General features: G+C 56.3%; 28 protein-coding genes. 10 read left to right on the top strand and 18 right to left on the bottom strand.

Translation table 11 applies throughout. The features are described 5' to 3' along the window. Positions 1-127: 127 nt before the first annotated feature. Both VGK48_05820 and pdxA read left to right on the top strand, forming a co-directional pair. Complete coding sequence (locus VGK48_05820) at positions 128-439, top strand: hypothetical protein (protein ID HEY2380684.1); 312 nt, start codon at positions 128-130, stop codon at positions 437-439. A gap of 12 nt (positions 440-451) precedes the next feature. Continuing rightward, entirely contained in the window at positions 452-1,408 is a 957-nt protein-coding gene (gene pdxA, locus VGK48_05825; GenBank protein ID HEY2380685.1) for a 4-hydroxythreonine-4-phosphate dehydrogenase PdxA, read from the top strand. A gap of 125 nt (positions 1,409-1,533) precedes the next feature. Here the strand turns inward: pdxA and VGK48_05830 are convergent, their stop codons facing one another. The 3 genes from VGK48_05830 to VGK48_05840 form a co-directional block, all read right to left on the bottom strand. Further along, a complete protein-coding gene (locus tag VGK48_05830; GenBank protein HEY2380686.1) occupies positions 1,534-1,890 on the bottom strand; it encodes a DUF5615 family PIN-like protein in 357 nt (118 codons plus the stop codon). Positions 1,891-1,908: 18 nt separating this feature from the next. Next, positions 1,909-2,139: a DUF433 domain-containing protein gene (locus tag VGK48_05835; protein HEY2380687.1), complete on the bottom strand. Its 231-nt coding sequence runs from the start codon at positions 2,137-2,139 to the stop codon at positions 1,909-1,911. Positions 2,140-2,472: 333 nt separating this feature from the next. Then, positions 2,473-2,991 carry a hypothetical protein gene (locus VGK48_05840; protein HEY2380688.1) on the bottom strand — a complete coding sequence of 173 codons (519 nt, stop codon included), beginning with the start codon at positions 2,989-2,991 and terminating at the stop codon, positions 2,473-2,475. A 175-nt stretch (positions 2,992-3,166) separates the two neighbouring features. On the opposite strand from VGK48_05840, the gene VGK48_05845 reads away from it, so the two are divergent. Further along, entirely contained in the window at positions 3,167-3,799 is a 633-nt protein-coding gene (locus VGK48_05845) for a fibronectin type III domain-containing protein (protein ID HEY2380689.1), read from the top strand. 69 nt (positions 3,800-3,868) lie between these two features. Next, positions 3,869-4,513 carry a sigma-70 family RNA polymerase sigma factor gene (locus VGK48_05850; protein ID HEY2380690.1) on the top strand — a complete coding sequence of 215 codons (645 nt, stop codon included), beginning with the start codon at positions 3,869-3,871 and terminating at the stop codon, positions 4,511-4,513. Positions 4,514-4,663: 150 nt separating this feature from the next. Here the strand turns inward: VGK48_05850 and VGK48_05855 are convergent, their stop codons facing one another. Continuing rightward, positions 4,664-5,038, bottom strand: a complete 375-nt coding sequence (locus VGK48_05855; GenBank protein HEY2380691.1) for a calcium-binding protein — start codon at positions 5,036-5,038, stop codon at positions 4,664-4,666. Positions 5,039-5,353: 315 nt separating this feature from the next. Between VGK48_05855 and VGK48_05860 the strand changes: the two genes are divergently transcribed. Beyond that, positions 5,354-5,842 carry a DinB family protein gene (locus tag VGK48_05860; protein HEY2380692.1) on the top strand — a complete coding sequence of 163 codons (489 nt, stop codon included), beginning with the start codon at positions 5,354-5,356 and terminating at the stop codon, positions 5,840-5,842. A gap of 106 nt (positions 5,843-5,948) precedes the next feature. After that, a complete protein-coding gene (locus VGK48_05865; GenBank protein ID HEY2380693.1) occupies positions 5,949-6,212 on the top strand; it encodes a hypothetical protein in 264 nt (87 codons plus the stop codon). Between the two features lie 38 nt (positions 6,213-6,250). Here the strand turns inward: VGK48_05865 and VGK48_05870 are convergent, their stop codons facing one another. Beyond that, entirely contained in the window at positions 6,251-6,478 is a 228-nt protein-coding gene (locus VGK48_05870) for an antitoxin (GenBank protein HEY2380694.1), read from the bottom strand. A 236-nt stretch (positions 6,479-6,714) separates the two neighbouring features. Between VGK48_05870 and VGK48_05875 the strand changes: the two genes are divergently transcribed. Continuing rightward, positions 6,715-7,779 carry a hypothetical protein gene (locus VGK48_05875; protein ID HEY2380695.1) on the top strand — a complete coding sequence of 355 codons (1,065 nt, stop codon included), beginning with the start codon at positions 6,715-6,717 and terminating at the stop codon, positions 7,777-7,779. 206 nt (positions 7,780-7,985) lie between these two features. On the opposite strand, the gene VGK48_05880 is transcribed toward VGK48_05875, so the two are convergent. The 13 genes from VGK48_05880 to truA all read right to left on the bottom strand — a co-directional run bounded on the left by VGK48_05880 (position 7,986) and on the right by truA (position 21,129). After that, on the bottom strand, positions 7,986-9,791 hold the full coding sequence (locus VGK48_05880; GenBank protein HEY2380696.1) for an APC family permease: 1,806 nt from the start codon (positions 9,789-9,791) through the stop codon (positions 7,986-7,988). A gap of 43 nt (positions 9,792-9,834) precedes the next feature. Then, on the bottom strand, positions 9,835-10,560 hold the full coding sequence (locus VGK48_05885) for a winged helix-turn-helix domain-containing protein (GenBank protein ID HEY2380697.1): 726 nt from the start codon (positions 10,558-10,560) through the stop codon (positions 9,835-9,837). A 259-nt stretch (positions 10,561-10,819) separates the two neighbouring features. Continuing rightward, the gene (locus VGK48_05890; GenBank protein ID HEY2380698.1) at positions 10,820-11,380 is read right to left on the bottom strand and encodes a hypothetical protein; all 561 of its coding nucleotides are present in this window, start codon (positions 11,378-11,380) and stop codon (positions 10,820-10,822) included. A gap of 31 nt (positions 11,381-11,411) precedes the next feature. Next, positions 11,412-13,130, bottom strand: a complete 1,719-nt coding sequence (locus VGK48_05895; GenBank protein ID HEY2380699.1) for an ammonium transporter — start codon at positions 13,128-13,130, stop codon at positions 11,412-11,414. 21 nt (positions 13,131-13,151) lie between these two features. Further along, positions 13,152-13,337 (bottom strand): hypothetical protein, encoded by a 186-nt coding sequence (locus VGK48_05900; GenBank protein HEY2380700.1) that lies wholly within the window; start codon positions 13,335-13,337, stop codon positions 13,152-13,154. Between the two features lie 22 nt (positions 13,338-13,359). Continuing rightward, entirely contained in the window at positions 13,360-13,533 is a 174-nt protein-coding gene (locus VGK48_05905) for a hypothetical protein (GenBank protein ID HEY2380701.1), read from the bottom strand. Between the two features lie 218 nt (positions 13,534-13,751). Beyond that, positions 13,752-15,140, bottom strand: a complete 1,389-nt coding sequence (locus VGK48_05910; protein ID HEY2380702.1) for a sodium:proton antiporter — start codon at positions 15,138-15,140, stop codon at positions 13,752-13,754. Positions 15,141-15,634: 494 nt separating this feature from the next. Next, on the bottom strand, positions 15,635-16,075 hold the full coding sequence (locus VGK48_05915; protein ID HEY2380703.1) for a Fur family transcriptional regulator: 441 nt from the start codon (positions 16,073-16,075) through the stop codon (positions 15,635-15,637). A 10-nt stretch (positions 16,076-16,085) separates the two neighbouring features. After that, the gene (locus VGK48_05920) at positions 16,086-17,591 is read right to left on the bottom strand and encodes a site-2 protease family protein (protein HEY2380704.1); all 1,506 of its coding nucleotides are present in this window, start codon (positions 17,589-17,591) and stop codon (positions 16,086-16,088) included. Positions 17,592-17,633: 42 nt separating this feature from the next. Then, positions 17,634-18,791 (bottom strand): 1-deoxy-D-xylulose-5-phosphate reductoisomerase, encoded by a 1,158-nt coding sequence (locus VGK48_05925; protein HEY2380705.1) that lies wholly within the window; start codon positions 18,789-18,791, stop codon positions 17,634-17,636. After that, a complete protein-coding gene (locus tag VGK48_05930) occupies positions 18,788-19,549 on the bottom strand; it encodes a phosphatidate cytidylyltransferase (GenBank protein ID HEY2380706.1) in 762 nt (253 codons plus the stop codon). The genes VGK48_05925 and VGK48_05930 overlap by 4 nt, the downstream gene beginning before the upstream one ends. A 34-nt stretch (positions 19,550-19,583) precedes the next feature. Further along, positions 19,584-20,333, bottom strand: coding sequence for an isoprenyl transferase (locus tag VGK48_05935; protein HEY2380707.1), 750 nt, complete (start codon positions 20,331-20,333; stop codon positions 19,584-19,586). A 61-nt stretch (positions 20,334-20,394) separates the two neighbouring features. Beyond that, complete coding sequence (truA, locus tag VGK48_05940) at positions 20,395-21,129, bottom strand: tRNA pseudouridine(38-40) synthase TruA (protein ID HEY2380708.1); 735 nt, start codon at positions 21,127-21,129, stop codon at positions 20,395-20,397. Between the two features lie 26 nt (positions 21,130-21,155). On the opposite strand from truA, the gene VGK48_05945 reads away from it, so the two are divergent. The 3 genes from VGK48_05945 to VGK48_05955 form a co-directional block, all read left to right on the top strand. Next, positions 21,156-21,890, top strand: a complete 735-nt coding sequence (locus tag VGK48_05945; GenBank protein HEY2380709.1) for a glycosyltransferase family 2 protein — start codon at positions 21,156-21,158, stop codon at positions 21,888-21,890. Position 21,891: 1 nt separating this feature from the next. Then, complete coding sequence (locus tag VGK48_05950; protein HEY2380710.1) at positions 21,892-22,728, top strand: prepilin peptidase; 837 nt, start codon at positions 21,892-21,894, stop codon at positions 22,726-22,728. A gap of 4 nt (positions 22,729-22,732) precedes the next feature. Beyond that, positions 22,733-23,505: histidine kinase dimerization/phospho-acceptor domain-containing protein (locus VGK48_05955; protein HEY2380711.1), on the top strand; the 773-nt coding region annotated here is incomplete at its 3' end.

Raw genomic sequence — 23,505 nt, forward strand, 5'->3', positions numbered from 1 at the left:
AATTTCGAATTTCCAATAAGTCCCTCTTGTGGTTTCCGCGCTCCTTCGTTAAAATCCCTCGTACTTAACCGCAAACCTGCGCAAACCGCCGAACACAGTTCATTTGCGACACGTTTAGTGAGGAAATATGTCAAATCGGAAACTGATCCGGCCTAGCCTTGCCGAGATCAAAGAACAGCTGACCGTAAGGCAACCACGAGCAAAAAGACCTGCTCCCAACGACCAAACCAACGCCGAAAATTTTTATTATGTGAAGCAGATGCAGAACAAGACACCGATGGTCGTCGTTCTGCAGGACGGTGAGACCATCAAAGGTTCGATCGAATGGTACGACAAAAATTCGATCAAACTGCATCGGGCCCCCGAGCCGAATGTCCTCCTCCTCAAGCACTACATCAAATACATGTACAAGGAAAACGAAGACAAGGAAGCCGAATAGCCGATCCTTCGCATGCGCGCAACTATCGGGATCACCGCCGGCGATCCGGCCGGCATTGGTCTTGAAGTTATTCTGAAGTCGATTGCATCTGTCCTGAATTCCGCCCGTTGGGTTCTATTTACGGACCGCGAGATCTTCGAGCGGAACGCGGCTCTGTTTCCTTCGCACGTGCCGGTTCAGTGGGTTGACGATCTTGCCAGCCTGGCGGACGAGTCTGTGCTTTTTCTGCGCGATCTGGGCGGCGACACCTCCCGCATCGAGTGGGGAAAGCTCCAGCCCGCCGCCGGCCGCCGCGCGCTGGCGTATCTCGAAGCTGCCGGCACGGAGGCGCTCGCACGCCGGATCGACGGCATCGTTACTGCACCGGTCAACAAGGAGGCCATCGGCGGAGAGTTCCACGGCCAGACCGATTTCCTCGCCGAACGCGCCGGAGTGCGCGACTATGCGATGGCGTTCTTCACGCCGACCTTTAAAGTCGTCCTTGCCACGATTCACCTGCCGCTGCGCGAAGCGCTCTCCCAGATCACCACAGATCGGTATGTCCAGCTGATCCGCTTCGTGAACGCCCATCTTCCGAATCAGCGTATCGCCGTAGCAGCGATCAATCCCCATGCCGGCGAGGGCGGGATGTTCGGCCGCGAGGACCTCGATATCCTGGAACCCGCGGTACGGAAGTGCGCCGCCGATGGTCTTCCCGTGTCAGGCCCGCACTCGGCCGACAGCCTGTATTTCCGGGCGCATTCCGGTGAGTTCGATGTCGTGATTGCGCCATATCACGACCAGGGGCTCATTCCGATCAAGTTGATCGCGCACGGCGATTCGACGAACGTCACGTTGGGATTACCCTATGTGCGGACCTCGCCCGACCACGGCACCGCCTTCGCGATCGCGGGAAAGGGGCTGGCGGATCCCGCTGGAATGAAGATGGCTCTCAAGCGGGCAGTGGAATTAGCCACAAAAGGCACATAAGGAATGCCTTATGTGCCTTGCGAAGTCGCCGTTGCGGCAGGAATCACCCCGCAGACGCGTCAGATCCTCCGACGAATTTATTTCGCCCTATCATCCAGTCGCTTTCATCATTCGATTGCTTTGATTCAATGAGGCCGCGAGCTCGCTCGCGGAGAGGAAAACATCATAGCGTTCACGTCAGGAAGGCACAGGACGAAGCATGGCCCACCGCCGCAGGTCATTTGGATGCGATGCGGTAACGTGAGGAATTGTCCGAGCAGCTTCCGGAAGTCGTCGTCCTTCGTTAAGACCACAACCATGCGACTCGCATCCCTTGCCGCGGCGAAAATCACCGGGTCGCGAGCCCGGTGCAGGCCGAGTTCCTCGACGTGCACCGCGTCGACGCCAAGTTCTGTTCGGAGCCATCCTGCCAGAGACGGCGGCAGTTGAGCGTCTATCCAGACCTGCAGCAACGACTCTGAATCCTGCCGCGATTTGGCCATCTCTGCCAATCCGTTTTCTTATGCCGCGACGACGGGATGGTCCAGCTGACGAGCCGCGTAGAGAAGGCTGGCCGCGATATCATCCGGTTCTAGGTATGGATACTCGACGAGAATTTCTTCGGGCGTCTCGCCGGCGGCGAGAAGTTCGAGTACGTCGATGACGCGGACGCGCATCCCGCGAATGCAAGGACGCCCGCCACATTGCTCGGGGTCAATCGTAATTCGGGCCAAGAGCTCGGACTCGCGCATTGGATCTCCCAGGGGCTAAACTCGGCGTCAATGCCGAAAGATACACCCTGCTAAGCCTAGCCGTCCACAGTGAGTGCTGTTTCCCACTACGAGATGTTTGCAGATGACCGCTCCTTCTATGCGGAAATCCCGGGGTTTGACGGCCTTTTAGCAAATGCGAGCGCTCGCTCGCGGAGAGCTGGCAGTCTGGTGCCGTCGCGTTTTGAGTTGCCGTGCTTCAATGAGGCCGCGTGCGCTCGCTCGCGGAGAGATTCGCGTTATTCTGCTTGTTCCTGTCATGCTTTCTTACATTTGTCCGGAAAGTAGTCTGTTCTCTCCGAGATTAGTCTTCAATTACAGTTTCCCGCTCTGCGACGGAAAAAGAAGACTTGCTTTCCCCGATTTCAAGTCTTCTTTCGCCCTCGCAGATTTGAAATCCGGTTTTCTCAATCTGCGACGCCAAAAGAAAGTCTTCATTTGCCGCATCCTAATCGGCGACGGCAAAAGAAGACTTTCTTTTCCCGATTTCAAGTCTTCTGTCGCCGTGGCAGATTTGAAATCGGCTTTCTCAACCTGCGACGCCAAAAGAAAGTCTTCAATTCCGGTTTCCCAATCTGCGAGGACAAATGAAGACTCTCTTTTCCCGATTTCGAGTCTTCTTTCGCCGTGGCAAATTTGAAATTCGGTTTTCCCAATCTGCGACGCCAAGAGAAAGTCTTCAATTTGGATTTTCAAATCTGCGAGGACAAATGAAGACTTGATTTTCCGTATTTCAAATCTTAATTTGCCGTGGTAGATTTGAAATCCTGCTTCCCTGATCTGCCACGGCAAAAGAAAGTCTTCAAGCTTCGATTTGAGATTAAGACGGTTCAAACGGTGTCTTTTCCCACCGCGTTCACTTTTTTTAAGATTTTTTGGACCGGTTGCAACAAACAGGGGGGTCTCAGACGTCTTACCTTATAGAGGCGGTCGAAAGGCCGGGCGATCCCGGCCTTGCTGTTCGGAGGCGCCTCCATAACGCAACGTTCGAAGAAAGAAGGTAAACACTATGACAAACAAAATTCACCTGTTACTGAATACGCACCAACCGGATACCGGGATCGCCACAGACGCCGTCGCGGCGTATGACGGTCTGAACGGCAATCCGAATTTCGTCAACCCGCCGGTCCCGCTGGCTTCATTCAAGGCGGAGATCGACAGCTACGCGAGTAAAATCGCGGCGGCTGGCGGCGGTGGCAAGCAAGCCATCATCGACCGGAACGCGCAACGCGAGACGGTTACCATGATGATGTACCAGCTTGGACACTGGGTAGTGGCCAATTGCAAGGATGACCTCTCGATATTCCAATCGAGCGGCTTCCAGGCGAGATCCACGACCAGAACCCCACCGGCGGCGCTGCCCCAGCCCATGATCGAAAAACTCGAGAATGGGGATGTTTCCGGGCAGATCCGCGCGAAAGTGAAGGCGATTCCCAAGGCGATCAATTATGAGGCGCAGTATGCCTCAATTGGCGCCGACGGAAAGCCGGGCTCCTGGACGGTCTTGCCGCCGTTCACCAGCTCGCGCTCCTTTCTCGTCACTGGCTTAACCCCAGGCACGACCTATGCTTTTCAGGTTCGTGCTCTCGGCCGGTTAGGTTACACGAACTGGAGCGATTCCGCGCACCGCATGTCTCTCTAGTCGGCGGGAAATTCGCAGAGGGGGAAACTCTTCTCCCTCTGCGTTTTCTCTCCAATACCGGAGATCTACATGACACCGCGGAGCGCTAGCGCGATAGCGCTCAACCTCAATGAAACGCTGCGGCAAGGCAGCGATAACGACCGGCAAGCGAAACTCGACGCCCTGTTTCTGGAGCACTATGACTTTTTGTTTCGTGCGGCGAAAGCCGTCCTCCGGAAAAAGGACGATGCCTGCGACGTGATTCAGGACCTGTACCTGAAGTGTGCCGAGCGCGAGCTTCATCCGGACGCCATGAAGAATCCGAAAGCCTTCCTCCATCGAGCGGCGGTCAATATGGCTCTCGACTGGAAACGGTCCCGAAAACGCTGGAAGGCGGATCGAGTCGAGGACCTCGACCTCCCGGATGCGTCCACGGGACTCGCGAACGATAAGGTTCGCGAGAAACTGGAAGACCTCTTGGGAGGATTCAACCTCAAACCCGAAACGGTGCAGATCCTGATTCTGCATCATAACGAAGGCTACAGCGACGCGGAGATCGGCGATCTGCTGGGCGAAACCCGGTCGAAGATCGCGTCGATTTTGTCCCGGACGCATGCCAAATTGAGAAATGGCAAGGAGGATTTAGATGCTCAGGCGCAAGGACAACAATATAGACGAGATCATGGAGCGGTATCTGCCGCGCGCTTCCGAGGAGGAAGTCCGGTCGGCGCGTGATCGTTTTCTGGTCTTTCTTCGGGAGCGCCATGAACTGCTGGAGGCTCTCGATAACTTCAGGACGAAGGAGCCGGTGAACATTGCGATGGACTGACACCGCGGTGCAAATGCAAAACTACCAACCCGCCGCGCGTGCGGGTCGCCGGTGACCTACTGAGCCCAGTACCGGTACGCCTCGATCCACTCCCATCCTTTGGGCGGAGGCTCCGGCAATCGCAGATCTAAAATGGACAGCCTCTGCCTCTGTTGACCGCGCCGACACACCACAACGATATGATCGTCGTCTGTCAGATCGAGGCGCTCAACGGTGACCTGAGCTCCTAGCACGACGGTGTTGAACGGAAGAGTCAAATCATTTTCAAGCATGGTGTAAAAGCCGGTGACCTGTTCGGATTCGCCGTTAGCGTCGACAGTTGCCTCTTCCACCATGCGTTCGAGATCATCCTTCGAAGGTTTCGGCCGGCGCCTCGTAGACGTCTGTTTCGCGCTGTCTCCCTGCGGTTTCCGCGCTCTTTGTAAAGCCATTTGCCGTCCTCCCACGGGGGCCATTCTTCACAAGGGACTATGCGCCAATAACTGGACGAGATGGGTCCGGCGAGTCCGGCGCAGTGTTCCCGCAGAATCGTTATTGTCAGGCGGCAGGAAGAAACGTGCTGGTCGGTGGGAAACTTGGGAATTCCAGTCATCAACAGGTCCGGAAGCGCAGCTGTGCCGCCTTCGAACCACGAATGGATGGTCGCATTGAGACCCAGAGACCTGCTCGGACTAGTCCTGCCGCGATTTTGGAGCAACCGATGCATGAGGTTCGGCGGTCGAAATCACATCGTATAATATCCGACCATGTACGATGCTGAGACCCTGCAGGACATACACGCTCGCGCGCACGAGAGCCTGCATCGCGTGATTGTCTTCTGCGGCAACCTTACGGATGTCGAGTTGCGCCAGCCGTTGACCGGATTCGGTTTCTCCACAATTCTACGCCAGCTCGAACACACGATCGGCGCGGAGGTTTACTGGCAAACAGTCGTTACTAGAGGCTACGCCGAGGAAGCGAAACTGCCGAGTTTGCAGGATGTAGCCGCGATTGAGGCGTTCCGCCAGCAGACGGCATCCGCGACTCGGTCGTATCTCGGCAGCGCCAGCGAGACGGAGTTGAACTCGCCACGCCAGATGATCAGCGATCCAGGTCAAACGCGGCTGCTCCGACCGGCGGATGTGATCATGCGCATCGTGACGCATATCTTCAACCACCAGGGACAGGTACTGGCAATGTGCCGGACAATCGGCAAGCCAAACCGCAAATTTGATCTCGATTATCGCGTGGATTAAGGAATCACAGCCTTGAGCGGATACGACAATTGAGCACATCGTGGATTGCTAAAGTGCTTATTCCCACCCGGATCTACCTTCCCTTTTATAATCTGATCGAGGTCGTATGAGAACGCACGACACCAGAAAGAACGCAACCCTGAAGCCCGATGTCCTGGCGCTGTTGGCCGAACAGGCGCAAGCGGAGAACAAAACCGTAGACGATCTGCTCGACGAAGCGGCGCGCAGATCTCTGGAGACGAAGCGCACCATAGCGGAGATGGACTCGTTCATTGCCAGGAATCGTGCCGATGCGCGAGCGAAGGGCATCAAGAAATCCGACGTCGTCCGCCTGGTGAAAGAATCCCGCAAAGAAAATCGTACCCGCTGAGTGAACCGCCTCACGCCGGATTCAGAGGAGATGAACGCTCATGGAAAATCGCTCAACGCTTCCTTCACTTTACGCGCGCTGATCTTGGGCGAACCCTTGGGCGGGTCAAATACAATCAAACCATCCACTTCCCGGACAGGCGGCGCCACCGTGAGCCCCCGACGGACCAGATCCGAGACCGCTTTGCCGACCGAAATCCGGAGCGCCTCGGCCCGCTTGACGGCTTCGCCGAGCACATCATCGTCCAAGGTCAATGTTGTTCTCATTGGAAAATGATGCTGCAGAAGCCCATTGATGTCAATGACACGCAATTGCATCGAGTGGTTAAACGATGATCTCAATGGGAACTGGTGATCATTGGTTCGTGACGGTCTCGGGTCTCGAGTGCCTGGTCGAAACGGGCACTTGGTCCGGAATTTGGGTGGTCGCGCCATGACACTCCGGCAATCCAGTCATCTGTCCCCAATCCAGGTTGGCAGCAGGCTTGCTTTGAGCGACAGATATGATTTTCCTCGGGCTTTTGCTTCAGGCCGGTGTGGGTGGCGCCGTTCCATTCGCGTTTTTTCAGCCGACAGTAACGGTCAGCGTATCTCAGCAAGCCGTGCTGGATCGCGGTGATCCAGTTACTCAGATTCTTCCGGCGAGCGGAGCGGAGGATGCGGTCTTCACTGCCATATCCGCCTCAATCGATGACGGCCGGCTGATCGCCTGGGTGCGCCGGATCGACGATTTGAAAAAAAGCAAATACGTGCTCACGGTTCGCCGTTTTTCGGACCCGCCGCGGATTGAGGATCTGTCCGAGCTCAAATTAGATCCGGACGATATCGAAGACATACAGAAATGCCGCGCGGGAAACTGCCAGCTCAAATTATCTGCCGCAGAAATGACGCAATTACGTGAGGCCGCCCGGGCGCGGAGCAATGCGTCCGCGGCGATTGAGGAAACCTTCCGCCGCTTAATTCTGGAACGGGTCCAGCTCTACCTCAAAAGTGGTCATGTTCCGCCATACGAGGACAAGCATGTACCGGTGCACCCGGAAATACGTTTCGATGCTCTTTTGGACCACACGGCGTTTCTGACTACGCACGTTCCGGAACTGAATGGCTACTTCAGGAGCTATCCATTGAAGCCTGTGGCAGGACTTGAGTCGTTCTTCTACTGGTCAAAGGAACGGGTTGCCGGCAAAGCAATCATCAGTGTGACTCAGGTAAATATCGTCCGTTATCAGAGGACCGGAGTGCCGGATGTGCTGGTGGTGAACAGGGATATCTACTCTTCGCACTATATCGATGCGTCTCTCAGTTTGACCGCCCTGACGGCTGCCAGCACGGAGAACCACAATTACCTGGTCTATATCAATCGGACGGACGTCGACATTCTGCACGGCGTCCTCGAAACCTTCATTCGAAAAGCAATGCATCACCGCATACGGGAGGGCGCCACCGATGAGATTGAGACCTACAAACAACGCATGGAAAGCGGCGATCCTCCACCCGTAGAACCCGCAAACGGCGCATCCGGCGAACTCACTGCCAGACCCACCAAGCGCTTTATAGAGTTTGAATAAGAGTTGAAATATTTCGAGGTTATCTTCGCCATGTCCGTACTTTAGCAAGGATTTAAATCCTTACCGCAAAAGCGAGGGTGCTCTCGAACGTGGCTCACTCTCTTTACAGTCCCCGCACAACCCGTAAATTTGCAGCCGGTGATCAAGCACTTTGAAGTTGAGCTGTTCTGACGCCTCATCATGCCGCGTCTCGACTTTTTGAGGTGCTATCGCCGATCACCGTTCGACGGCGTTTCTCCCCGGCGGTTTGAGGCATATCGGGGAGTTTGTTGAACTCGAGCGGCCCGCGGAGGCTTTGGACTGAACCTCCTGAAGTAAATCCAGCCGTAGATGCCCCATGCGGCGCAGATCGCAAGTGCGATAAAGGGCTCTCGCGCGCTCATCTCCGGAACCATGAGAGGGCCCATAAGGTAGAACGATATGCAAATCAGGTTTGCAAGAACTCCAAACGCCGGAATGAACACGTGTTTAAAGCTGTTCGATGTTTGGTGTTCGCGGCACGCGATGATCGCCAGCAAGCAGGTCATCAGATACAGCAGAAGCGTTCCGAAGTTGCTGACGAGAGCCACAACCAGGATGCTCTGCGGGATGTTGACAGCCAAATCGTGGTGAAACAGGCCGAAGCTGTACCAGAAGTTGTGCGGCAAAGCATTGATCACATCATCTTTGAGTGCAGCAGGACCGCAGAAAACGAAGATAACGGAAGCAATCCCAATGAAGGCGGCAACCACGCCAAGCATCCAGATGGTCCGGCGGGGCGTCAAGATTTGGCCCTGAACCATCCCGGACTGTTCCGGCGCTTGTCTGTCGCGCCCCATGACGTACGTGACTCTTGCCGCAATGTTCATGGAAGAGAGCGTCGTTCCGACAAGGGCCAGGAAGACCGTCGATGCCTGCACCAGCATGAAGGCCTTGCCGGCCGCGGCGCTGCCGAACAACCATGCGCCGCATATGATCATCATGTCGCCGACAGGAACAGAAGACCCCAGCGCGTTGGAAATCTGGTAGCCATTATGGAGGAAGTAATTCGCCGCAAAATACTCGACGAGATAACACACCAGCCCCTGAATGGACAGGGACAGGATAACGGCACGCGGTATATCGCGTTTTGGAGCCAGGGCTTCCTCTCCCATCCATGTGACGGATTCAAATCCAACCAGGATCAGAATGGCGATCGAGGCTTGAAGAACGACAAAACTGAAGCGGTGGGGCGAAATGACGGATACGGCGGACTGATGATACTCGAACGTATCCACCTTTGATTTCGGATCTGCCGCGCTCGACTCCCGCTGGATCGGATGGGAATAATCGACTGTAAAGTCGCGTTTGTTGCCATCCGCTGTAACCACTTCCGCGATCACCCTTCCTTTAGCGTCGAGAGTCATGGCCGGAGATCCCTGCGGATGGTTCACCCTGTATGCAACCGCGACAACGGAAAATACGATAAGCGCAGAAACCTGGATGACGTTAATCGCTGCATTCACAGCCGTCGCGCCCGTGATGCCTCGGGCGCCAATGTATGCCACGCTGAACGCAAACAGAGGACAAAAGAGAATCATGAGCAGTGGGCTCGGGACTGCGGCTGTGAAGGTATCCGGCCAGATCTGGCCCACGACATACCCGGCAACGAGCGCAGCCATTCCCACCATCAGGCCGGGATACACCCAGTAGTATAGGTGGCTCGCCCAGCCGACCAGGAATTTAGCCGCCCGTGCAAACCTGAATGTTTTCGATCTGCTCAGGAATGCCTGTTCGGCGAAAAAGTACGATGATCCGGCCCCGGAATAAAGTTTTGAGAGCTGGATATAAGCAATCGCCGTGGAAAAGCAAAGCAGAAAGGCCGCAAGAATGCCGAACCACATCGCTTGCGCGGCCATGGGTGCTCCATACGAAGCCTGAACGAAATAGGCCAGCCATAGAAATGCGCCTGGCGCGATGAGCGTCATTGCCTGGGTAGTCAGGCCGCTGAGGCCAAGGCCCGGCCGTGTGCCGGGTATCTGAGGTCCTGGCATGTGCCTCCTTATTGCCCGCCGGGCAGTGAAAGCAGCACCCGCATCACGGTCCGCAATCCACGAACCGGTAGCCAACCCAGGGCTCGGTCAGGATGTATCTCGGCTCCGACGGATCGGGCTCGACTTTTTTACGAAGATGCGTGATACAGACGCGCAGGCATTCAGGATGGTCGATAAACTCCGGGCCCCACACGGCGCGCAGCAGTTCCTTGTGGGGAACAGCCCTTCTTGCTTGCGACACGAGATAACGGAGCAAGTCGAATTCTTTGGGTGTCAAATGAACGTTTTTCTTTCCAACGCGGACCTTGCGCATGATGAAGTCGATTTCGAGATGATCGGATATAAAGGCCCTCGCCAGCGGCGCTCCGGACCCCTGCAGTTCCTCCTGCATCCGTTCGTGAGTTCGCACGATCGAATCCAGGCGAATGTGGGGAGTGTACTGCGCCTCGTCAGCCTCATCCTCCATTTGCCCGTGCAGCTTCACCGCGTATCTGGGAATCAAACCAGCAAGGCCTGCCCGCTCGAAGTCGGCTCGCGCCTGGTAAAATGACCGCCGCGACGAAAAGCCGAATGTCCGCACGGCTTCATCGATGGAGTGTCCGTTGGCGACATAGCGAAGCATCTCGTATTTGACCTGCGCGATGTCACCCGCGTCGTAAAACCCATCTTCACGGGAGAACGCCTCGTCAGGAGTTTTCGCGGCGGTTGCATCGCCGCTCTCCTGCGGATTCGAATGACCGGATTTATTCCGGTAACCGGGCGAGTGCATACTTCATCGCTCCAGTTGGAGTGGCTTGATCACGTCTCTTCCCCATTTCAAAAATCTCTCTACTTCCCGGCGCTACGCCGGGACCATAATGCGCTTATCGCGCAGGTCAGAACACAGCCCGTCAGCACGGGAATCACAGGGGCGTGGGCGTAGTAAATGAGAATGAAACCCGCGACAAGAGCGGATCCCCAAAGGACTCGCTGCCGGCTGATTGTGTTGTATGGATCTGTCATTGCTATCGATCTGATTGGTGATTTGTTCATCGCATATGTGCCATTACCGCAATGATTCCCGCCGCAAGCGCACTGCCCGCCAGAAGGAGCATCCGGTTGCTGAATGGTTTAGTAAACGAAGGCCTCGCGATCCCGCTGCTTTCACGGGCTCTTTCCTCCTTCAACAATTGGGTCAGCATCTTGCGTTGTTCGAGATTCTGAATACATTGGAGCGCCCGCTCTGCCGCTTCATAGCCGGGTTTTGGAGTCCGCAACTTGAAATTGAGTTGCGCGAGCGTGTAATGCGCGATGAAGCTGCCGGGAGCCAGTGTTGCCGCCTGTTCAAGGTGATCGATTGCAGGATAAATGTTGCTCGTCAAAGCATGAGCAATTCCCAGAAAGACATGCGCCTCGGGAAAGGCAGGCGCATGCTCCACACTGCGGGAGAGGGCCGCGACGGCTTCCGCGGCCTCTCCGCATTGCAGATGAGCTACTCCTTCCTGAAAGCATTCACGCGCTTTCGGCGTTATAGCGGGGGGCGCCGCACCTTGCGATGTGACGGGAAATTTCAAGATTTCAGGTAGTTGCGGTGCGGTATGGTTTGTCATTTCGTTCTCCCCCTTATTTGTCCAGCTTCATCTAGTCTCCCGTAGCCATGGATGGTTCCATGTCGGGTTCAGGCTTCAGCACGAACTCGGGATAGCAAAGCGCGCCCATTTCCGGAAGATCCAGGCCGGCGAGCTCATCCTTGGCATCAACTCGATGCCCGACGATGGCGTCGATAACCCAGCCGGTCACGTAGGAGAACGCAAATACAAAACCGACCAGTGTGCCGACTCCGATCAACTGTGCAATCAATTGTCCCGGGTCGCCATAGAACAGGCCGGTAACGTTGCCGTTTACGCCGTTCCAACTGCCGCCGTAATTGGAAGTGCCGTCCGCGAACAAACCGACGGAGATGACACCCCATAGGCCGTTCGCTCCGTGAACGGAAATTGCTCCGACAGGATCATCCACTTTGATCACGCGATCGAAGAATTCGACACTGAGGCAGACGAGTACGCCGGCCACCAGACCGATGATCGTTGCGCCGATGGTATTGACGAATCCGCTGGGAGCCGTGATGGCCACCAGACCCGCCAGCAGGCCATTGCCCGTCATGGAGGCGTCGGGTTTCCCATACCGTATCCACATGTACATAATGGCTCCGAACGACCCGGTGCAGCCGGCCAGCATGGTGTTCACGGCCACCGAACCGATTCGCAGGGCGCCATTACCGGAAGCGGCCAGAGTGCTTCCCGGATTGAACCCGAACCAGCCGAAAGCGAGGATGAAACAGCCGGTCAGCACGATCACAAGGTCATGTCCTGGAATCGCGTTGGGTTTTCCGCTACGCGTGTATTTGCCGATGCGCGGACCGATGATCATCCCGAGCGCGAGAGCAGTAATACCGCCGACCGAGTGGACGACGCCTGAACCCGCAAAGTCGGCGTAACCGTGTCCCAGCCCGTAGTTCGTACCCAATTGAGACAACCAGCCTCCACCCCATGCCCAATTCGCAAACAGCGGATATGTGAATGCGCCCATGAATATGGATGAAATGGCGAATGCGCCAAACTTCCAGCGTTCCGCACAGGTACCCGTCACAATGGTCAAAGCCGTGTCCATGAACACCATCTGGAACAGGAACATGACCATGACAGCGACGTCATATGCGCCGGCATGGCTGAGGAAGAACCCGTGCGTTCCAAACAAGCCCCAGGGCTTTCCGAATAGATTCATACTGAATTCGCCATTCATCCCGACTCCGCCGCCCAACGTGCTATACGGGCCGACGCCGCCCATCTGGATCGCAAATCCGCACACCCAGAATGCGAAGAGTCCGAAACCGTACACCATGAAATTCATCATCATCGTGTGATTGGCATTTTTCGCGCGGGTCAAACCGGTCTCCACGATAGCGAAGCCGGCTTGCATGAACATGACCAGGAATCCGGCGATCAGCGTCCATACGAAGTTGACCGCAATTCGATTCTGACCGACTTGATTGACGACGTCTGCGAGCGTCAATCCCTTTTTCATATCTGATGGAATAACATCGCTGACGGTTCCCGTTTTCACGCCGCCGGGGTCTCCCTTGGCCAGTTCATCGGCTGACGGAGGCGCCGCCGCTTTGACGTCCAGGGGCACGTCCATGGCAGGAGCGCCTGTTGCCGGAGCTGGAGTGGCGGCAGCTGGCGCGGGAGCCGATGGCGCGGCTGCAGGAGCCGGGGCCTGGGCGAATACCGTTAATCCGCACAGCAGCAGAATGGCCGCAGCCATGCATATGCCGTAATAACTTCTCTTCCAGAATTTCATCTCATGTCTCCTTGCCATGGCTTAACTTTTCTTCCAGATTGCTTCGGCCAGATGGGCTCTGTTCAAAACTCCAAGAATCCCAATAAGGCTGATCACGAGCCCGACCACGCATGCTCCAAACCGGGCGGCTGTTGATTGAGTCATTGAAAGCGCCACCACGGGGAGCAGCCATCCGGCAACCGCCAATAAAAGTCCGAGTAACTTCATAAATTTCTCCTTTATCCCGGGCTTATCCGAGATCTTTGATCTTGTAAAAACCGGCAGCCGAAACGATCAGCAGTACCAGCCCCACTACGGCCACCAGCATGCCGATGGCTCCCTTAGCAACCAGTCCTCCCGCCAGAGCGGTAAAACCGGTGAGCGTAGTCGCCAGATAAGTTCCCTGTTGTGAATTCGCAGCCATTCTCAATACCTCCTGAGTGGACGAGGAGCGCCTTGCACGGCGCGCCAATTTTTCGCCCGGAAAATAAAAAAAGCCCTCAACCCCGGCAAGAGATTGAAGACTTCGTAGTCGGAAAACTTCGTTGTTGAATTAAACGCGCACTTCGTTGTGACGCGTTACTAAGACGTTGGTATAAGGCTAATGAGATATTGATGTCAATACATTTTTGTTGTTACTGATCAACTTCGAAAGAAGACAAACGTTACAATTACAAATAGAGGAATCAGGATCAGACCGGAATACACCATATAGCCGCCGAATGACGGCATCTTGATGCCCTGCTCTTCGGCAATGCTTTTCACCATAAAGTTGGGCCCGTTTCCGATATAGGTATTCGCTCCCATGAAAACCGATCCACACGACACCGCAGCCAGCAACGTCCTCCCAAGACCGGACTGCAACATCAAACCCAGATTTTGCACGCTGGTTCCCAGCAGTCCCGAAGCCATTGCCGTGAACGTGAGGTATGTGGGCGCGTTGTCCAGAACGCTGGATAGAGTTCCCGACATCCAGAAATAGTGCCATGGCGCCCTCAAATCAAAAGCAGCAGCCCGCGCATTAAGAATCTCCAGCGCCGGTGCCATTGTTACGAAAATTCCTATAAATATTGCGGCCACTTCGATGATCGGTGAAAAGTGAAAGTGGTTTTCGCGATGGATCGACCGTGGCGTTGTGTACCAGGAAAGCCTGGCCATCGTGATCATCATCGCCTCCTGAATTCCCCTCGGCCAGCCGAAATGCCCGCTCAATACAGCCGCCACCATGACCCCAAGCAGATAGAGGAAATTGCGCGCCCCCTGGATTTGAAGAGGATGGCGGGCTTGAACGATCTCCGCCATGACGCGGTGCGTTTCGATTTCCTCCTTTGTAAAAACGAACTGATCGTAAATGTTGAACAGGATGAGCAGCCCCCCGACGACAAACGCCCACTGCGGAAGCAGGCGCAACGTAAACTGGAACGGCACACCCCGCAGGAATCCAAGGAACAGCGGAGGGTCACCGAGCGGTGTCAGGAGCCCGGCAGTATTACTCACGATGAATATGAAGAAGACGATAAGGTGCGCTCGATGCCGTCTCAGATGGTTCGCGCGAAGAAAAGGGCGGATCAATAACATCGACGCGCCGGTTGTTCCAATGAGGTTCGCGAAGAGCGCTCCGACCGCCAGGAAAATAGCATTCACCAACGGTGTTCCAGCGAATTCACCCTTGATGTAAATCCCTCCCGAAATGATGAAAAGCGAGGCCAACAGCGTCAGGAATGAAAAATAATCGAGAAGAGAGTGCAACAGCAATTGCGGATCCCGCTGCAAAATCAGGGCGAGTACAGGCACGGACATGGCGGCACTGACTATGGTTTTGTTCAGGTTGCTGTCCCACCACCGCGGAGCAACCATAGGAAGCACCGCAATCGAAATCAACATCAGCACAAATGGTGCGAGACTCCAGGTTGGAAAGCTCATAGCTGCCTGCGACGGCTCAGCCGCTTGACGGGCAGCGCCCAGAACGACGCCGGCATTGCCACAAATGGTCCCAACCAACACAAGACTTGAAACAATCCTTCGATTCATTCCCAAAAAGCTAGCCATGTACTTCTTTCGGCCTCCGGCAAAAGTGCCACAAAAACAAAAAGTCTTCGAGGCCGCCAAAACCCCGAAGACTTCAATGTCGTCGACACAACGCTGTGTCGGAGATCTTGTAACCCTTATGAAGTACTAAGGTCAACCGAAGATTCTATTTGTGGCTCTCAGGGATCGTCTCGTTTGATCCGGCCTTCGCGATCGCAGGAAAGGGTGCTGCAGATCCTGCCGGAATGAAGATGGCTCGGGTGCGAGCAGTGGAATTAGCCACAAAAAGCACAAAAGGCACATAAGTATCCAATGTATCCCTTATGTGCCTTTTGCATAACAAGGTCGTAAGCTTTAGTTTTTTGACAACGTTTTTAGCCGCAGATGACGCGGATGGGGGCGCATTCTAAACCGTCTTATTGCGCCCCATCTGCGGCATCCGCGTCATCTGCGGCTAAAACGTTTGGTTGCGGCATAGCCGGCTATGCTTCTTGTGGCTAACTCTCTTTGCAGTCCCCGCACAACCCGTAAATCTGCAGCCGGTGATCGAGCACTTTGAAGCCGAGCTGCTCCGACGCCTCATCCTGCAGCGTCTCGATTCCGGGATCATAGAACTCGATCGACTTCCCGCATTGCATGCAGATCATGTGGTCGTGGTGTTCGTGGTTGTAGAGGTGTTCGTAACGGGTGATCCCGTCTGCGAGATCGATCTCGCGCGCCAGGCCGCAATCCATGAGGATCTTCATCGTTCGATAAACCGTGGTATATCCCACACGCGGATCCTTGGCCCGTACGACCCGGTAGATGTCTTCAACGCTGCGGTGCCCTTCGTGGTCCAGGAACACGTCAAGGATGAGCTCGCGATGAGGAGTGAGCTTCAGCTTGCGTTCGTGCAGATATTCCATGAAGACCTGCAGCTCAGGAGAGAGGGCTTTCATGATCGGGCTTCTAGGGAGTGGGTTGGGTCGGAGGCAGCAGCTTGACGACGTCGTTATAGATCACGATGACGGTCAGCATCAACAGAAACACGAAGCTCGCCTGGACGATCCGTTCCTTCATACGCAGACTCAGATCGCGGCCCATCAGGGATTCGATCACGAGCAGCAGAATGACGCCGCCGTCCAGAATCGGAATCGGCAGGATGTTCAGAATGCCGAGATTCAGGCTGATCAGCGCCATGAAGGTGAACAGTGTTGCGAAACCGGCCTGATAGGCCTGTCCGGACACCGCGACAATGCCGACGGGTCCATCCAACTGCTTGAGCGAGGCCTCGCGGCGCAGCAGCCTTCCGATGACCTGGAAGATCAGGGCGGCATTTTCCTTATTGCTTTCGATCGATTTCTCGAAGGCCTGAACCGGATTCAGCTTCACATGAATGGACGGAAACTGAATTCCAATGCCGATCATTCTGCGGCCGTCCCGCATTTCGGGAGTGACCTGCAGTTCGACCTCAGCCGGTGCACTCTCAATCCGATGTGAATCCGCAGAAGAGGTGGAAGATGGAGCTACGACATCGGCACCAACGCTGTTTCCTCCAAACAGCCGCTTGACTCCGTTCCACAATGAAGCGAAGACTCCCTGCTTCGGCTGCTCTGTGGATGCTGATGATGGCGTGCCGCTGGAGCTCGAACTTCCACCACGCAGCACCGTAATCGGAAACGTCTTCTCCGCCATCTGCTGGATGGTTTGCTGAAGCGTACGGCCGCTGGTACGGAGATCCATCCCATTGACCCGGATAATTTCGTCACCCGATTTCACGCCGGCGCGGGATGCGGGTGAATTCGGCTGGACATCCTGCACGATGGTGCGGATCACGGGATACATCCCGACGTCGCCGGCTTCTTCGCGGCCCTTGCGGTCCGGTGTCACGGTGAACTGAAGCGTCTTGCCGTTCCGGTCGACGGTAATCGGAAGCGCACGTCCGGGGTTGACGAGTACCGTGTTCTGGACGTCCTGCCAGTCCGGCTTGCTCTTTCCGTCAAAGGAAACAATCGCGTCGCCCGGTTTGACTCCGGCTCTGTCCGCAGGGGACCCTGGATCGACAACATTCACGATCGCCTGACCGATCAGGAACTCCGGGACATCCGTGCCGTAAATGTACAGACCCGTAATCAGGCCGACAGCCAGAATGATGTTCATTGCGGGGCCGGCGGATGCCACCAGGAAACGCTGCCACTTCGGCTTGGAAAGAAACTCGTAGTCGAGGCCTTTCACCTCATCCATAGGAGTCTCGCCCGCCATCTTCACGTAACCACCAAGCGGAAACGCGCTGAGGCGGTAATCCGTATCTCCCTTGCGGAAACCGACCAGCCGGGGACCGAACCCTACCGAGAATGTTTCCACCTTGATTTTGAAGAATTTGGCGACGAGGAAATGGCCCAGTTCATGGATCACAATGATGATTCCAAGAACGATACCGGCGACGATGATGCTTGAAGCAGCGTTACCCAGCATTGCTTACCATTCTAGCATGGTGCACGCGGGGGACCTTTGCAATTACGTGATCATTCCCCGAGCGTGTTCGCGCGCCCAAGCATCTGCATCTAAGATGGATTCCAGCCGATCGGCCGGCTGAACGGTGTGAGCTTCGAGCGTCATCTCGATGACATTCGAAATCTCCGAAAATGGAATCTTCCGCTCCAGAAACGCGCCGACCGCGACTTCGTCGGCGGCATTCGCGACTGCAGGGGCTGTTCCGCCCATTTTTATGGCCTGGTAGGCCAGTCCGATGCACGGGAATTTCTGGTGATCCGGCGGCGCAAAATCCAGACGCGGCACCGTCGCCCAGTCGAGAAGTGCGACCGGAGCTTCCAGGCGTTCGGGATATGTGAGCGCATATTGAATCGGCGTGCGCATGTCGGCGGTACCGAGTTGCGCGACGACGGATCCGTCCACAAACTCGACCATGGAGTGAACGACAGACTGCGGATGAATGATGATATCGATCTTCTCGGGAGGGATATCGAACAGCCATCGCGCCTCGATGACTTCGAGTCCCTTGTTCATCAATGTCGCCGAATCGATCGTGATTCGCCTGCCCATTTGCCATGTCGGATGCTTCAGCGCCTGCTCGGGAGTCACTTTCGGAAACTGCTCTGCCGGAGTTTCCCGGAACGGGCCGCCCGAGGCGGTCAAAATCAGCCGCCGTACTTCGCCGTGCTGTCCGGAACGAAGGCACTGATCCACCGCGCTGTGTTCACTGTCGACGGGGATGATCTTCGTGCCGGTCTTTCTGGCAGTCGTACGGAGCAGTTCGCCGCCGATGACCATCGATTCCTTATTTGCCAGCGCAACGGTTTTCCCTGCAGCGACGGCGCTGTACGTCGGCCTCAATCCCGCTGCGCCGACCGCCGCCGAAACCACAATGTCGACGTCGGCCGCCGAAGTAATCTCACGGAGGCCGTCGTCACCCGTTACCACTTCGGGAATCGTAAATTTCAGGTCGCGGCAATGCCTGCAGAAATCGTCCACCCGGGCCTTATCGGAAATTGCGACGACCGTGGGATGAAAGGCCGCAGCCTGCTCGGCCAGCCGCGCCACGCCGGAATTGGCGGCAAGGGCAAACACGCTGAATCGTTCCGGCAGGTGTTCCACGACGCGGAGGGTATTCTGCCCGATCGAGCCCGTGGAACCGACGAGTGCGAGTTTTTTCATGCGTTCAACAACCAGTAGAAGATCGGTAGCGCGAAAAACAGGCTATCGAGACGGTCCAGTATGCCGCCATGGCCAGGGAGAATTGAAGAGGAATCCTTAACACCTGCACTGCGCTTCAGAACCGATTCGGCGAGATCCCCGATCTGTCCTGCCACCGCCGTCACGACCGATATGCCGGCGATCTCCAGCCACGGCTTTCCGAGCAGCCACGTCCCACCGGCCAACCCCGCGATAACACTTCCAATCAAGCCCGCGATCGCGCCCTCTACGGTCTTTTTCGGACTGACTCCCGGCGCCAGCAGATGCCGGCCGAGCGCTCGGCCGCCATAGTAGGCAGCGCTGTCGCCAACCCAGATAATCGCAAACAGAACAAGAATCCATTGGCGCGGAAGCAGAACCAGAAATCCGAGGGTCAGCGCGCAGTAAACGATGCTGCTGATGCCGGTGACAACTGCGCCGAAACCGCTTTCAACCGTTCCGCTGAAAACAGTGACCGTCATCAAGATGATTGCCGCGGCGGCAGTCGAGGCGGCGATCCACTCCGGCTGCCGCAGAAATGACATGACGACCAGAACCGGTATCAGCAGAAACCACTTCCCGGGCCGGCCGATTCCCTTCTTCAGGCCGAGTGAAAGAAACTCTTCCGCCGCAGCAGCCGCAACCAGGCCGACCACCGGAGCGAAAAGCCAATTGGAGGAGTAGATCGTTATGAGGATGACCAGGGGGATGGCTACAACGGCCGTCAGAATGCGTTGCATCAGCCGCCAAAGTCTGATGCGATTTCCAATAGAATCATCGGCTCCGCACGAGCTGGGGCTCCAAACCGCCGTAGCGCCGCTCCCGCTTCTGGAAGGCAAGGATGGCTTCGTAGAGATGTTTCTTATCAAAATCCGGCCACAGCGTTTCGGTGACCCAGATTTCGGCATAGGCAATCTGCCAGAGCAGAAAGTTGCTGATGCGCAGTTCCCCGCTGGTACGGATCAAAAGATCGGGATCGGGTTGATCCGCCGTGTAAAGGTACTTTGCGAACTGTTCTTCGGAGACTCCACCGTTGGCCGCCGCATCTCTTCCGCCGTTGCGGAGCAGACGGTTCACGGCATCCACGATCTCCGCGCGGCCGCCATAGTTCAAGGCGACGTTGAAGATCATGCCGGTGTTGTTCCGTGTATGGGCGGAAGCCTTTTCCACTTCGCGTTGCACGGATGGATCGAGCTCGTCGGTTCTTCCGATGGCGCGGAAACGGATGTTGTTGCGATGGATATTTTCGAGCTCCTTGTTCAGATATTCTTTGAGGAGCTGCATCAGCATGGAGACTTCACTGAAGGGCCGCTTCCAGTTCTCGACCGAGAATGCGTAGAGCGTCAGCACTGGTATGCCGAGATCCGCTGCTCCTTCGACCACTTGACGGACGGCAGTCACGCCGGCGCGGTGACCGGCAACACGCGGCAATCCGCGTCTCCGGGCCCAGCGCCCATTGCCATCCATGATGATCGCGATGTGGGATGGCAAGGCGCTCCGGTCGATCCGATCGAGGAAATCCATACCCCTCGATCTTAACACGCGGCTCAGTGAGGTTTGCAATACAAAGTTCTTCGCAGAAAGCTTAATATTCGACCGCGATCAGATGAAGACCGCGCGAAGGAAGCGAGGGGCCGGCAAGTCTGCGGTCGCGAGCGTCGAAAATCCCGGGCAGCTTGCCGGGGTCCAGCCTTCCCTTGCCGATTTCGAGCAGTGTTCCGGCTATGGTTCGCACCATGTATTGCAGGAAGCCGTTCCCCCGGATGCGGAACACCCAGGTCGTTTCCGAGCGATCCCAACAGGCCTCGAAAATCGTTCGAGTGCGGTCCTCGACCTCGGTTGAGGTAGCGCAGAATGACGTGAAATCATGGGGCCCGAGAAAATAGGCGGAGCCGCGGTCGATCAAGTCTTCGTCCAGGGGGTAGCGGAACGGATAGACGTATCGCAAATGAAAGGGACTGACAACGGCAGGCCGCCAGATGTGGTACTCATAGGTTTTGGCTTTCGCCGAATGGCGCGCGTGGAATTCCGGCGCGACCTCTTCCACCGACAGCACGCGAATTTCCTCCGGCAGCAAAGCGTTTGCGCCTCGCAGGACGGCGTCCGTGTCCATGTTCCGGATCGTTTCGAGGTTCGCCACCTGCCCCTGGGCATGAACGCCGGCGTCCGTGCGGCCGGATCCTGTAACGCTGACCTCGTGATTGAAGAGCTTCTGCAATGCTGTCTGCAGTTCGCCTTGAATCGTCCGGATCTGCGGCTGGAGCTGCCAGCCATGGAAGCCGGTTCCGTCGTATGCCAGGGTCAGCTTGAGATTTCGCATTCGAATCGGTTATAGCATGAGCGGACATGATCTCAGGCGTCATCATCACATTCAACGAGGAGGGCAGGATCGGAGAAGCGATCGCCAGCCTGTCGTGCTGCGATGAAGTGATCGTCGTGGATTCGGGCAGCAGCGACCGGACGCGCGCGATCGCCGGATCGCGGGGCGCGCGCGTGATCGAGCACGTCTGGGAAGGCTATTCGAAACAGAAGAATTTCGCGGCGGCGCAGGCGTCCAACGATTGGATTTTGAGCCTCGACGCGGACGAAAGGCTCAGCGCCGAACTGGCCACCGAAATTGCCGGGTGGGAAAAATCCAGCCGGTCCGCCACGGACCATGCCTATTCGATGCCCCGGCGCGCGTTTTATCTCGGCAAATGGATCCATCATTCAGGATGGTATCCCGACCGCAAGATCCGTCTGTATGACCGCCGCCACTGCCGCTGGACGGGAGATTTTGTCCATGAAGCAATGTCCGTGGACGGCTCCATCGGCCGGCTGAATGGCGACCTGTTTCATTTCCCCTATCGCGATTGGAACGATCACCAAAACCGAATCGAACGCTACACCGATCTTGCGGCGAAGGCCGCGCGGTCGACCGGGCGCCATGGGAATGTCTTGAAGCTGGCGATTGCCCCGCCTCTCGCATTCTTTCGAAGTTTCGTTCTACGGGCGGGATTTCTGGACGGCTGGCGAGGCGCAGCGATCAGTTACATGGCCGCCCGCTATGTTTTCAAGAAAGAGTTCCGTATACTGCGCTAGCGTGGATCTGATTTTTGCATGCATCTTCGGCCTGGTGATCGGCAGTTTTCTCAACGTCGTCATTCTCCGGCTTCCGCAAGGCATCTCTATCAGCGTTCCCAGATCGCACTGCCCGCAGTGCAAGAAACAGATTTCCTGGTACGACAACATTCCGGTTCTCAGCTACCTGATCCTGGGCGGCCGCTGCCGCCGGTGTAAAAGGAAATTTTCAGCGCGGTATCCCTTTATCGAGGCGATAACCGGCGTCGTGAGCCTCCTGCTCTGTCTGAAGTACGGACTCACGATCGAGTGGGGGATCTTCCTGGTTTTTTCATCCGCTTTGATCGTCCTGGCTTTCATCGACCTCGATCACCGTATTCTGCCCGACGTCATCACGCTCAATGGAATCTGGCTGGGCATCCTGATCAGCGTTTATCTTGCCGAGCCGAGCCCGTTGATTTCCCGGTTGTCCCTTGCGGCGGGCTTTGAACTTACAAATCCACGTGTGATTGCTTTTTCGGCCAGCGTCCTCGGAATCATTGTCGGCGGCGGCCTGCTGTGGGGCGTCGCCGAAGCGTATCTGCGGCTGCGCGGCATCGAAGGGATGGGCTTCGGCGACGTTAAAATGATGGCGATGGTCGGCGCCTTCCTCGGCGCGCCGCTGGCATTATTGACGATCATGTTCGGATCGCTGCTCGGTTCCATAGTCGGCCTGATTTTCATCAGAATGACCAAAAGAACCCGCGAATACGAACTCCCTTTCGGGACTTTCCTCAGCTTCGCCGGCATCGTGGCGGTCCTCTATGGGGAAGATCTGATGCGCTGGTACATCGAAAACCTGTTCCGGCCGGTCACATAGCTCCGTGGATATTCTTCTCAGCGAACACGTCACGTCTAAAATGCCCAGCGGCATCATTGTGGTGGACCGTGAGGGCACCATTGTCGGACACAATCCCGCCAGCGACAGGATCTTCGAAGGAACCTTGAAGCGCAATTCGCGGCTGCGCGACCTGGTTCGCGAATCGCAGGTGCTGCAAGAGCTTCTGAACCGGTGTTTGCATTCCGGAGAAATCTTTACACGCGTCGAATTCAACGCGCCGATCCGGCCCGAAGGGGATAAACGCATCGGAATCAATCTGTCGCCCATCACCAGCGACCAGGGCGAAATTCAAGGCGCAATTTGTCTGCTTTCCGACCTGACCGAGATCGTCGAACTGCACAACCGGATCAAGTTGAAGGAAAACTTCGCAGCGCTGGGCGAAATGTCCGCCGGCATCGCGCATGAGTTCAAGAATTCGATCGCAACGATTGTCGGTTATGCCCAGATGTCGGTTTCAGAAACGGACATCAACACCCTCCAGAGCTATGCCCGTGAGATCCATAAAGAGTCGCAGGCCCTCTCACACATGGTGACCGACTTCCTGAATTTCGCCCGCCCTGTGCTGACATCGATCAACGAAGTCGATCTGGGGGAACTCCTGGAAAACACCATCGCCGATCTGAAGAACCTCCGGCCGGGAACCTACAAGGTTCAGTTCAAGAGATCGGGCAGCGCGATGGCGCCGTGCGACGCGACGCTGGTGCGCCAGTCGTTTCTTAATCTCTTGATCAATGCCGTCGAAGCGCTGGGACCCGC

The sequence above is a fragment of the Terriglobia bacterium genome, assembly GCA_036496425.1.
Classification (GTDB): Bacteria; Acidobacteriota; Terriglobia; order 20CM-2-55-15; family 20CM-2-55-15; genus 20CM-2-55-15.

Coding starts and splice junctions, on each gene's coding strand:
- VGK48_05905 (HEY2380701.1), bottom strand. CDS start 13,533: ATGGCTGCGAATTCACAACAGGGAACTTATCTGGCGACTACGCTCACC.
- VGK48_05910 (HEY2380702.1), bottom strand. CDS start 15,140: ATGAATCGAAGGATTGTTTCAAGTCTTGTGTTGGTTGGGACCATTTGT.
- VGK48_05865 (HEY2380693.1), top strand. CDS start 5,949: ATGAGAACGCACGACACCAGAAAGAACGCAACCCTGAAGCCCGATGTC.
- VGK48_05900 (HEY2380700.1), bottom strand. CDS start 13,337: ATGAAGTTACTCGGACTTTTATTGGCGGTTGCCGGATGGCTGCTCCCC.
- VGK48_05860 (HEY2380692.1), top strand. CDS start 5,354: ATGTACGATGCTGAGACCCTGCAGGACATACACGCTCGCGCGCACGAG.
- truA (HEY2380708.1), bottom strand. CDS start 21,129: ATGCGAAATCTCAAGCTGACCCTGGCATACGACGGAACCGGCTTCCAT.
- pdxA (HEY2380685.1), top strand. CDS start 452: ATGCGCGCAACTATCGGGATCACCGCCGGCGATCCGGCCGGCATTGGT.
- VGK48_05885 (HEY2380697.1), bottom strand. CDS start 10,560: ATGCACTCGCCCGGTTACCGGAATAAATCCGGTCATTCGAATCCGCAG.
- VGK48_05935 (HEY2380707.1), bottom strand. CDS start 20,333: ATGGATTTCCTCGATCGGATCGACCGGAGCGCCTTGCCATCCCACATC.
- VGK48_05830 (HEY2380686.1), bottom strand. CDS start 1,890: ATGGCCAAATCGCGGCAGGATTCAGAGTCGTTGCTGCAGGTCTGGATA.
- VGK48_05820 (HEY2380684.1), top strand. CDS start 128: ATGTCAAATCGGAAACTGATCCGGCCTAGCCTTGCCGAGATCAAAGAA.
- VGK48_05890 (HEY2380698.1), bottom strand. CDS start 11,380: ATGACAAACCATACCGCACCGCAACTACCTGAAATCTTGAAATTTCCC.
- VGK48_05875 (HEY2380695.1), top strand. CDS start 6,715: ATGATTTTCCTCGGGCTTTTGCTTCAGGCCGGTGTGGGTGGCGCCGTT.
- VGK48_05835 (HEY2380687.1), bottom strand. CDS start 2,139: ATGCGCGAGTCCGAGCTCTTGGCCCGAATTACGATTGACCCCGAGCAA.
- VGK48_05920 (HEY2380704.1), bottom strand. CDS start 17,591: ATGCTGGGTAACGCTGCTTCAAGCATCATCGTCGCCGGTATCGTTCTT.
- VGK48_05880 (HEY2380696.1), bottom strand. CDS start 9,791: ATGCCAGGACCTCAGATACCCGGCACACGGCCGGGCCTTGGCCTCAGC.
- VGK48_05930 (HEY2380706.1), bottom strand. CDS start 19,549: ATGCAACGCATTCTGACGGCCGTTGTAGCCATCCCCCTGGTCATCCTC.
- VGK48_05850 (HEY2380690.1), top strand. CDS start 3,869: ATGACACCGCGGAGCGCTAGCGCGATAGCGCTCAACCTCAATGAAACG.
- VGK48_05915 (HEY2380703.1), bottom strand. CDS start 16,075: ATGAAAGCCCTCTCTCCTGAGCTGCAGGTCTTCATGGAATATCTGCAC.
- VGK48_05855 (HEY2380691.1), bottom strand. CDS start 5,038: ATGGCTTTACAAAGAGCGCGGAAACCGCAGGGAGACAGCGCGAAACAG.
- VGK48_05845 (HEY2380689.1), top strand. CDS start 3,167: ATGACAAACAAAATTCACCTGTTACTGAATACGCACCAACCGGATACC.
- VGK48_05870 (HEY2380694.1), bottom strand. CDS start 6,478: ATGAGAACAACATTGACCTTGGACGATGATGTGCTCGGCGAAGCCGTC.
- VGK48_05945 (HEY2380709.1), top strand. CDS start 21,156: ATGATCTCAGGCGTCATCATCACATTCAACGAGGAGGGCAGGATCGGA.
- VGK48_05895 (HEY2380699.1), bottom strand. CDS start 13,130: ATGAAATTCTGGAAGAGAAGTTATTACGGCATATGCATGGCTGCGGCC.
- VGK48_05925 (HEY2380705.1), bottom strand. CDS start 18,791: ATGAAAAAACTCGCACTCGTCGGTTCCACGGGCTCGATCGGGCAGAAT.